Genomic DNA, 10157 nt, shown 5'->3' on the forward strand with positions numbered 1-10157 from the left:
GTGGACCGGGTGGAAGCCGGCACGGGTCAAGAAGGCCCGTGCGGAACTCACCGCCACCGACCTCGTCGTGGAGGCGAAGCGCTCCCGCGCCGGCCCCGCCGCGAGATGCCAGGCGCGACGGTCGGGTTCGTCGGTGAAGGCGGTGGCGAGCACCAGATGGGCTTCGCGGCGCTCGGTGAAGGTGCCGGCCTGGTAGATCGCGGAGCGTACGAGCGGATGGCGCAGCCGCACCTCGCCGCTCTCGACACGTATCAGCCCCGTCCGCTCGGCCGGCAGCCACACCTCGGGGCCGCCCAGGCCCGGAACCGCGTGGAGCACATCGGAGAGCTGAGCGGTGCCGGCCGCCGCGGCGAGGAGCAGGGCCCGCCGTGTCGCCTGGGGGAGGGTGGGGAGCTCGGCGGCGAATATCTGCTCCAGCCGGGCGGTGAGGGGGAGCGAGTCGATCGCCCCCCGGTCACGGCGGCTCGGGTCCTTCGCGAAGGCACGCGTGAGCTCGATGAGGGCCAACGGGTTCCCGGCCGCCTGCTGGAGGATCTGGGACCGGGCCCGCCCCCGGGGCGGGTGCGGCTGGGCGTTCAGCAGGAGCACGGACGCGGCCCGGTCCAGCGGACCGGCCGTCAGATGCGGGAAGACGCGGTCGAACCGCTCCGGAACCGCCTCGTCCCGGGCGGCGAGCAGCAGGGCGGCGGGTTCGCCTTCCAGCCGCCGGGCCACGAAGGCGAGTACCTCCAGGGAGCCGAGATCCAGCCACTGGGCATCGTCCACGACGAGCAGCAGCGGCCGCTCCGCGGCCGCGTCCGAGAGCAGGGTCAGTACGCCGAGCCGGGTCAGCATCGGGTCGAGCCGTTGCGAGGGTTCCGCCTCCTCCGTCCCGAATGCGACGCGCAGCGCCTTGGCCTGAGGGGCGGGCAGCCGTTCGATGCCGCCGAGGAGGGGGTGGAGCAGCTGGTGGATCCCGGCGAAGCCGAGCTCCCGCTCGCCTTCGGCGCCCCGTACCCGGAGCACCAGGCGGCCGCGGGAGGCGGCGTACGAGGCGGCCCGGTCCACCAGGGTGCTCTTGCCGGCTCCGGGCTCGCCGGTCAGCACCAGCACCTTGGAGCCGGTGCCTTCCGCGGTGTCGACCAGCTCGAAGATCCGGGACAGCTCGGCTTCCCTGCTCAGGATCTCCGGTTCGTCCACCGTTTTGATACCGGGATCCATGGTGCTCTTCCCTTCCCTGCGAAACCGCCGCCCCGAGGGGCGCGGAGCGACGCACGAAACGGCCGCTCCAAGGCATCCTGCCAGGTCGGCAGGGTGGAGCGACCGGCGGAGCCCCGTCGCGGACGCTCACCGGCGATGACCGGTCACATGACAGAAGCGCCACGCTCCGTCCCCCTGACAGCATCCGGAGCATCTGGAAGCGATGCCCCGAGCAGGGCCGGTAGAAGCCCGGCGGACGAACGTGCGGACGGGTGCCGCGCCGCATGCCGGGGACGTGCGGATGCCCCGATCGCTCTGTCGACGTGGCGGGGTGTCGACCACTGAAGTGAAGACGGAGAGATCAAGCGTGAGGAACGCAGTGCATACGCAGCCGAAGGCCGGGGCCGAGACGGGCCGCGGTTCGGGAGGACGAGGGAGGGCGGGTGCGGACGGACCGGTCGGCCGGTGCTGCCGTGCCGTGGCCGGGGAGGGCCCGGCCGTAGAGCCGGCCCTCCCCGTGAGCCCCTCGGCCGTCCCGGGCCTTTTGCGCATTCCCCTTCCTCCCGTCTCCTCCGGTTCCTCCGTTCCACCGGCCTCCCCACAGGGGCCCCCGCGCCTGCCCGTGCGGGGAGGACGCGCCCCCGGGGGGCCGGCCGATCGCCTGCGGATCTCCGTCCTGGAGGCCCACGGCTCCCACGCTTCCGGCGAATCCGGCCAGTCCGGAGACTCCGTGCCCCCGGGCCGGGAACGGGTCTGCGTTCCGCCGTGGCTGTCGGACTCCGACGACGGGGAGACGGTGTACGTGGCCCTGCACGTCCACGGTGCGACAGCGCTCACCCACAACGGGACCGAGGTCTCCCTGGAGCCGGGTGACGTCGTGTTCTGCGGAGCGGGCACCCGCGCCTGCCCGCGCTCCGGGGACGCATACCGCATGACGGTCCTCCACGTGCCGCGGCGCCTGCTGGCGATCACCGAAGCCGATCTGCGCCGGGTCACGGGGACACCGCTGCGGGGCGCGGAGGGGGTGGGGGCGCTGGTGTCGCACCTTCTGTCGGCGCTCGTCGAGAAGGGGGTGGCCCACCGGTCCCCGAGCGGGAGCCGACTCGTCGCCAATGTGGTGGAGTTTCTCGCCACGCTCGTCGACGAACGCGTCGTGGCCGAGCGCCCGGCCCCCGCCGACCCCGGCACGCAGCTGGCGGCCCGTATCCGGAACCACATCGAACTGCATCTCACCGATGTCGATCTGTCGCCCCGCTCGATCGCCCGCGCCCATCACATCTCCGTCCGCTATCTGCACAAGCTCTTCCAGGACGAAGGCACCACGGTGAGCCGGCTGATCCGCCGCCGCAGGCTGGAGGCGTGCCGACGCGAGCTCGGCCGCTCGCCGCACCGCAGGCTGACCGTGGCTGCCGTGGCACAACGCTGGGGCTTCGTCAGTCCCTCGCACTTCAGCCGGGCCTTCCGGGACGCCTACGGCATGTCGCCCCGGGAGTGGCAGACCTCGGTGGCCTCGGAAGCGGCGCCTCCCGGCCGGTCCCTCGCAGCCCGGGCCCCTTCCGGCGGGACCCTGGCTCTCGCCGGGCTCCACAACCGTCCGGCAGGGGAGCGGCGAGCCCTGTCCGCGTAGCGGGCCGGCGGCTCACCGGTCCTGTCGGCACGGGGGTGAAAGCGGTACGACCCGGGCCCGCGGTCTCCGTCGTACCGCCTTCGCTCGGGCCGCGGTCTCCGTCGTACCGGCTTCGCCCAGGCCGCGGTCTCCGTCGTACCGCTTTCGCTCGGGCCGCGGTCTCCGTCGTACCGCCTTCGCTCAGGCCGCCGCCTCCGTCATACCGGCTTCGCCCAGGCCGCGTCCGGTGCCGAAAGACGACGCGTCACCACGGACGTGAGCACCAGGAACACCAGGGCGAGGCCCAGCGTGACGGGGAGTTCGGTGCGCAGTGCCGCGCCGACGAGCGCGCCGAGGAACATGGCCAGGACGGACAGGATCCGCCGCCCCGGCCGGGGCGCGGCGCCGCCTGCCGGGACGGAGTCCGCGGCCAGTCCGGTCAGTGTCAGGGTCAGCACGGTCGTCGTGAGGTCGGGGACGCCGAGGCGGCGTGCGACCGCGTTCTGCATGCCCATGGCCAGGCCGAGCAGGACGATCAGGGTGTAGCGGGCCCAACTGGTCACCTCGCCGTCGGAGACCATGACGGCGGCGAGCGCGCCGAGGACGAGCACCGCCTGGAACGCCGTGGTGAAGGCCAGCAGCCGCCCCCGGTGCGCCGTGAACCGGGACCCGAACCGGCCTCCGGCCAGCGCCCCGGTGAGGAACGAGGCCATCGACACGAGTGAGGCGAGCACGGACAGGCCGTCGGCACCCGCCAGGGCGAACCCGAGGAACACCACGTTGCCGGTCATGTTGGCCACGAAGACGTGTCCGAGCGACAAGTAGCTCACGGCGTCGATCAGGCCGGTGACCACCGTCAGCGTCAGCATGAGGGGCGGCAGCGGGCCGTGCCGGTCCTCCTTCGGCGGAACCAGCGTGCGGGCCGCGTCAACGAGTAGGGTGCGCATGCGGAGTCGCTCCTTCCGGGGTGGTGGGGAGTGGCGCGGTGGGACGGGGTGCGGCGGGGCGGTGCAGCACCGCACGGGTGAGCAGGCCGCTCACCGGGCCCACGACCAGGGCCGTGACCACGACCCACAGCGGCCAGGGGTCCGGTCCGAGCAGGCGGTCGGCGGACCAGCGGCCCGGCCCGGTGAGAGCGAGCGCCCCCGAGGCGACGACGAGGACCATCGGGTACTCGTATCCGTCGTTCTGGACCCACAGCCCCTTGTGCCGTTTGACGGTTCCGGCGACCGTCATCACGCCCATGGCGGCCATCGCCGCCATGGGCGTGAGCGCGCCGGCCGCCAGGAACAGGCCGGCGCCGATCTGGCTGCCGCCCGCGACGAGCGCGGTGAGCCGGCCGCCGCGGAAACCGTCGTCGCGGAACTCCTCGGTCCCGCCCGCGAGCCCGTTGCCGCCGAGCCGGAAGCTGACCTTCTGCACGCCGTGTCCCGCGATGAGGAGTCCCACCACCAGCCGGAGGGCCAGGAGACCGGTGTCCATTGCGTTCATGCCTGTTCCTGACGTTCCGTCGTATTCCGGTGGAGTGGTCAGCCGGCCGCGTGCTCGCCGATGACGGCCTGGGCGTACACGACACCGAGACCGTAGGTGCCGCCGTGCTCCTTCACCACGTCCATGACCGGCAGGTACGTCTCCGTACGCGCCCAGTCGCGCTGGAGCTCCAGCAGCACCTGCACCCAGGTGACCGGGACCGCGCCGGCCTGGACCATCCGCTGGACGGCGTGCTCGTGGGCCTGGGGGGTGACACCGCCGGAGGCGTCGGCGACGACGTAGACCTCGTAGCCCTGCGCGAGGGCGGACAGGGTGGGCAGCACGATGCAGACCTCGGTCCACAGACCGGCGATCACGAGCTTCTTGCGGCCGGTGGCCTTGACGGCCTCCACGAACGCGACGTCCTCCCACGCGTTCATCGTGGAGCGATCGATGATCTTCTGCTCCGGGAAGACGTCGGCCAGCTGCGGCATGAGCGGGCCGGAGAAGCTCTCGGCGGCCACGGTGCTCAGCACCACGGGGACGTCGAAGACCTTGGCGGTCTTCGCCAGGCCCACCGTCGCGTTGATGATCGCGGTGCGGTCGCCGCTGCCCGTACCGAAGAACATCTGCGGCTGGTGGTCCACGAAGAGCACCGCGCAGTTGTCGGGGGTCAGCAGGGCGTCGGAGGGGACGGCGGTGACCTCGGAGATGTCGGTCATGGGAGTGCCTCTCAGGAGTGGTGAGGGCGCGGACGGCCGTCCGCGCAGAAATGGGGTGGTGGCCCGGGAGGGGCGGTTCGTGACCGGGCCCCTCCCGGGAGACCGGAGGGAGATCAGAGGAAGCAGGGGTCGTCGAGGACCGGGCTCTCCGTCTCGGGTGCCAGACCGCGCCGTGCGCGCCACTGGCGGTGCTGCTCCGACTCGGCGACGGCCTGGCCGAGCAGTTCGGCCTGCCGGGCGCCCGAGGGACCGGTGCGCGGGGCGGCCTGGTAGCCGCCGAAGCGGGTGACCGGGCTCCACGCCGGGCTGACCGGCGGCAGCTCCTCGTCCAGGCCCTCGTACTCGGCGGTGGCGTAGACGATCCGGCCGCCGACGACGGTCAGCAGGGACTCGATGTGCGCGATGTCCTGCTCGGGCACCTCGAAATAGTCCTCGGACAGGACCGCGAGGTCACCGAAGCAGCCCGGGCGCAGGACGCCCTTGACGTCCTGCTCGCCGGTCAGCTCCGCACCGGCCCGCGTGAACATCGCCAGCGCGGTGGCCCGGTCGACGCGGTTCAACGGCGGGCGCAGGACCACGTCGCCGACGGTGCGCCCGGTGACCAGCCAGTGCAGGGCGATCCACGGATTGTACGAGGAGACCCGGGTGGCGTCCGTACCGGCGCCCACGGTCAGCCCGCGCTCCAGCATCGCCCGTACCGGCGGCGCGTCCGCGGCGACGCCGGGACCGTAGCGGCGCAGGAACGCCTCGCCCTGGAACGACAGGCGGTTCTGCACGGACATGGCACCGCCCAGCGCGGCGACCCGGTCGAGGCTGTCCGTCGAGACGGTCTCCGCGTGGTCGAAGAGCCACCGGTTCCCGGCCGGGAAGAGGCCCTCCGCCGCGAGCTTCTCGAACACGGCGAGGTCCCGGCGAATCGTCTCGTCGTACGTGGCGTGCAGCCGGAAGCCCCAGCCGTTCTCCATGAGGAGGCGCACGGCCTTCTCGAACTCGACCTCGTAATCCGGTGAATGTTCCGGACGCGGCTGGGCGAAGTTCTCGAAATCCGCCGCCGCCCAGGTGAGATTCTCGCCCGCGCCGTTGAGACGCAGCCATTCGTCCCCGTCCTCGGTCCGCGTCATCTCGATCCAGCGCGTGAGGTCGTCTATTTCCTGGCCCGCGGTCTGCGGGAAGAGATGATAGGCGATTCGCAGCGACAACCGGCCTTCCGCGGCCAGTTCGGCGACGGTGCTGTAGTTCTCGGGGAAATTCTGGAAACCCCCGGCGGCGTCGATCGCCGAAGTGAGGCCGAATCTGTTCAGTTCCCGCAGGAAGTGACGGGTGGATATCTTCCTGTCCTCGCCCTCCAGCACCGGCGCCTTGGCCAGCGTCGAGTAGAGGATCAGCGCGCTCGGTGCGGCCAGCAGCATGCCTGTGGGCTCGCCGTCCCGGCCGCGGACGATCTGCCCGCCCTTCGGATCGGGGGTGTCCCTGGTGTGCCCGGCGGCCTTGAGCGCCGCCCGGTTGAGCACCGCCGACTGGTACAGGTGCAGCACGAACACCGGGGTGTCCGGTGCGGCCGCGTTCAGCTCCGCGACGGTGGGCAGCCGCCGTTCGGCGAACTGCTCGGCCGACCAGCCCCCCACCACCCGTACCCACTGCCCCTTCGGGGTCCGGGCCGCCTGCTCGCGGAGCATCGCGAGGCCCTCGCGCAGGGTGCGGACACCGTCCCAGCGAAGCTCCAGCACGTAGTTGAGCCCGCCCCGGATCACGTGCAGGTGGGAGTCGTTGAGACCGGGCACCATCCGGCGGCCGAGTGCGTCGACCACCCGGGTGGCCGGGCCGACGAAGGGTGCCACGTCGTTGTCGTCGCCGACGACGGTGATGACGCCGTCGCGGACGGCGAGAGCCCCGGCCTGCGGGCGACCCGGGTCTCCGGTGTGGATCTTCGCGTTGCGGACGACGAGATCCGCAGCGTTGTCGGTGGCGCTGGGAACCAGCCCTCCGACCGGCATCGTGGACACCTTTGGACAACCTCCTGCAACGTGACGAGCGTTGATTCCGTGAAAGCCGGTACCGGCTCAGGAATCGGATGGGCAGCGGTGCGGAATTCGCTTCGTTCGGCCCCCGCGTCGAAGGAGCGCGGGGGGAGACGGTGGCCGTGAGAGAAAGAGGAACACACCCGCGCGGTGGCCGTGCCCGGCCGATTCGCGGCGCACACGGAATTCCACCGGACGTGAGTCGAGTTCGTGGACGAGAAGATCCCGGCCGCTCAGGGCTGTCCCGCAATTCCCGGCGGGCGCACGACGACAGCTACGGCACCTCGCCGCGTTGTCAAATCGCCCGAATACATCCAGTATGCGGGCGCCTCTCCGCCGTGCGATGCACCGCATCTGACGCCGCGCGCTGTTCCACCAGGAATTGCGGGACAGCCCTTCGTCCAGAAGATTAGGAGAAGCTCGCGGCTCCGACTGTCTCGGCAGTGCACCCGATCCGTACCGAGAGCGCACGGCTTCGGAGTCGCGGACCGGCAGGAACTGCCCCGTGGTCCGCGGTGGATCGGCTCGCGGCGCCGGACACGGTGCGTCGCGGGGCGGAGAGCGGTGCGCACGCCAGGTCCTGGGGGCCGGGCGACGTGACGGGGGGCAGCCCTCGGAGGACGGCGGACGCGGACGGCGGGCACCGGCCGGCGCCACGCACCGTGCACTGGTGGGCATCACCGCATGCACGGGGAGACTCGCGGCGTCGGCCCTGGCGCCTAGCGTCCAAGGAGTACGAACGACCCAGTACGCCACCGCAGGAGGAAACCCATGACCACCCCCGTCCAGTCCGCGAGCAGCAGCCAGCCGTGGCTGCACCAGAAGGGCGAAGTGATCCAGGAGTTCGGCACGGTCAAGCAGTTCCCGATCGGCCTCACCCACGATGCGCGGATGTACTCCTGCCAGCGGCTCAACAAGGTGCTGGCCGACACCCAGATCCTCTACGGCCTCTACAAGAAACACCACTGGCTGATGCGCGGCGCGACCTTCTACCAACTGCACCTGGTGCTGGACAAGCACGCGGGCGAGCAGCTCGAACTCGTCGACACCATCGCCGAACGAGTCCAGTCCCTGGGCGGCGTCGCCGTGGGCGACGCCCGGCACGTCGCACGGATCACCTCGATCCCGCGGCCTCCGGACGGGGTCGAGGAAGTACCGGCGATGCTGTCCCGGCTGCTGGAGGCGCACGAGACGATCCTCGTGGACGCCCACGACGCCGCCGCCCGGACCATCGAACTCGGCGACGACGGCACCAACGACCTGCTGGTCTCACAGGTCATCCGGACCGGGGAACTGCAGGCGTGGTTCCTGGCCGAACACCTGGTCGACACCCCGCTGGTCCGGGCCTGACCGACCCGGGGGGGGGCCTTCCCTCCGGGCCTTTGTCCGCTCCCCGCCCCCGCTCTTCCTCTTCAGCGACCGGCCGACGGTGCCCCGGCCCGCCGGTCACCCTTGCCCGCAACACGATCCACCAGGAGTTACCCATGTCTCCCACGGCCGGCCCCACCGTCGTCCTGATCCACGGCGCCTTCGCCGACGCCTCCAGCTGGAGCTCGGTGATCGAACGCCTCCAAGGCGAGGGTCTCCCCGTCCTGGCGCCCGCACTGCCGCTGCGGGGCCTGGAGAGCGACGCCGCCTACATCCGCAGCGTGGTGGACAGCGTCCAGGGTCCCGTGGTGCTCGTCGGCCATTCCTACGGAGGAGCGGTCATCAGCGTCGCCGCCTCCGGCGCTTCCCAGGTCAAGGCTCTCGTGTACGTCGCGGCCTTCGTCCCGGACATCGGCGAGAGCGCGCTGGAACTCACCGGGAAGTTCCCCGGCAGCACGCTGGGCGAGGCGACCACCACCCAGCTCTATCCGCTTCCCGAAGGCGGCCAGGGAGAGGAACTCCTCATCGAACAGCACCTTTTCGAGGAGCAGTTCGCGGCGGGAGTGCCCACCGGGACCGCGCGGGTCATGGCCGTGGGCCAGCGGCCGATCACTCTCGCCGCACTCCAGGGCAAGGCCACCGCGGCCGCCTGGAAGGAGATCCCCAGCTGGTATCTCGTGGCCACCGAGGACCGCAACATCCCGCCGGCCGCCGAAGAGTGGATGGCCGAGCGGGCGGGCGCCCACACGGTCAGCGTCAGCGCACCCCACGCGGTCTCCGTGAGCGACCCCGGCCCCGTGACCGAGTTGATCCTGAGCGCGGTCCGCTCGACCGCCTGACCGTCTGGCTGCCCGACCGGCCGGCCGACCGCTTGACCGGCTGAATGGCCGTCAGGTGCGGTGGCGCGCGCGGGAAACTGGGGTTCCCGCCGCCGGGCCGACCTGTGTCCCCGCGGGCGCGGGCGTCGCCGGGGCAGTGGCTCCCGACGGCGACGCCCGGTCCGCCGGTACACGCACCCTCGCGGAGGGACCGCGGACCGGGCGACGAGAGCCATGTCGGGAGGGCCGGTTCTCGAAGCGGTCGGCGACGACCTCCATGACCCGACGGGCGGCCGGCGACAGCCCGGCCGCCCGGACCTGTCTCACGCCCTCCACCGCCCGGGTACCGGGGGGCCGCGCCCCTCCCCAGGCCTGCTGGAGGCTTCGGCGACTCCGTGACAAGGTCCCGCCCGCCGACGATTCCACCGGGCAACGCCCCCGCGTCCTTACCGTCTCGTACATGACGATCACTTACGTATGGCGAGACGACTTCGACGACACGGCCCTCGACGCGCTGCACGCCGAGGGATTCGGCGGTTCGGCCACGGGGATGGACTGGCGGGCGCGCCTGGAGCGCCACAGCCTGGGCTGGGTCTGCGCCCGGGCGGACGGCTCCCTGATCGGCTTCGTCAACGTGCTCTGGGACGGTGGGTCCCACGCCTTCCTTCTGGACACGGTGGTGGCCCGGGGGCACCGGTCGCGCGGGGTCGGCGTGACTCTGGTGGCGATCGCCACCGACGAAGCCCGCGCCGCTGGGTGCGCCTGGCTGCACGTCGACTTCGAGGAGCACCTTCGCGCCTTCTACGTCGATGCCTGCGGTTTCCGGGTGACGGCGGCGGGGCTGATCGCTCTCTGACGCGGAGAGCGGGGGGGGCGGGCGGGGGGGGCGGGGGGGGGCCGGCGGGCGGGGGGGGGGGGGGGGGGGGGGGAGGAGTCGGACCGGGTTAGCACGGTCGCGAACGATCCGTGACTTCCA

Annotated in this window: 8 protein-coding genes and 1 pseudogene; 4 read left to right on the plus strand and 5 right to left on the minus strand. The window is 72.0% G+C overall.

Features of this window, described 5'->3' with window-relative positions:
- Window positions 1-675: 675 nt before the first annotated feature.
- Window positions 676-1200, minus strand: a pseudogene (locus tag ACWD3D_RS27010) (ATP-binding protein); the annotation flags it as partial.
- Between the two features lie 280 nt (window positions 1201-1480).
- Between ACWD3D_RS27010 and ACWD3D_RS27015 the strand changes: the two are divergent.
- On the plus strand, window positions 1481-2806 hold the full coding sequence (locus ACWD3D_RS27015; protein WP_451463390.1) for a helix-turn-helix domain-containing protein: 1326 nt from the start codon (window positions 1481-1483) through the stop codon (window positions 2804-2806).
- A 197-nt stretch (window positions 2807-3003) separates the two neighbouring features.
- Here ACWD3D_RS27015 and ACWD3D_RS27020 read toward each other — a convergent pair whose 3' ends face one another.
- The 4 genes from ACWD3D_RS27020 to ACWD3D_RS27035 form a co-directional block, all read right to left on the minus strand.
- Window positions 3004-3732, minus strand: a complete 729-nt coding sequence (locus tag ACWD3D_RS27020) for a YoaK family protein (protein WP_451463391.1) — start codon at window positions 3730-3732, stop codon at window positions 3004-3006.
- Window positions 3713-4267, minus strand: coding sequence for a DoxX family protein (locus tag ACWD3D_RS27025; protein WP_451463396.1), 555 nt, complete (start codon window positions 4265-4267; stop codon window positions 3713-3715). Before ACWD3D_RS27025 ends, ACWD3D_RS27020 begins: the two co-directional genes overlap by 20 nt.
- A gap of 47 nt (window positions 4268-4314) precedes the next feature.
- Window positions 4315-4977, minus strand: coding sequence for a hydrolase (locus tag ACWD3D_RS27030; RefSeq protein ID WP_451463392.1), 663 nt, complete (start codon window positions 4975-4977; stop codon window positions 4315-4317).
- A 113-nt stretch (window positions 4978-5090) separates the two neighbouring features.
- A complete protein-coding gene (locus tag ACWD3D_RS27035; RefSeq protein ID WP_451463397.1) occupies window positions 5091-6971 on the minus strand; it encodes an amidohydrolase in 1881 nt (626 codons plus the stop codon).
- Window positions 6972-7766: 795 nt separating this feature from the next.
- On the opposite strand from ACWD3D_RS27035, the gene ACWD3D_RS27040 reads away from it, so the two are divergent.
- From ACWD3D_RS27040 to ACWD3D_RS27050, 3 genes are all read left to right on the plus strand, one after another.
- Window positions 7767-8345 (plus strand): Dps family protein, encoded by a 579-nt coding sequence (locus ACWD3D_RS27040; protein WP_451463393.1) that lies wholly within the window; start codon window positions 7767-7769, stop codon window positions 8343-8345.
- Window positions 8346-8479: 134 nt separating this feature from the next.
- Complete coding sequence (locus ACWD3D_RS27045; protein WP_451463394.1) at window positions 8480-9202, plus strand: alpha/beta fold hydrolase; 723 nt, start codon at window positions 8480-8482, stop codon at window positions 9200-9202.
- Between the two features lie 439 nt (window positions 9203-9641).
- Window positions 9642-10037: a GNAT family N-acetyltransferase gene (locus tag ACWD3D_RS27050; RefSeq protein WP_451463395.1), complete on the plus strand. Its 396-nt coding sequence runs from the start codon at window positions 9642-9644 to the stop codon at window positions 10035-10037.
- The last annotated feature ends 120 nt before the right edge of the window (window positions 10038-10157 follow it).

The sequence above is a fragment of the Streptomyces sp. NPDC002690 genome (genome assembly GCF_053592415.1).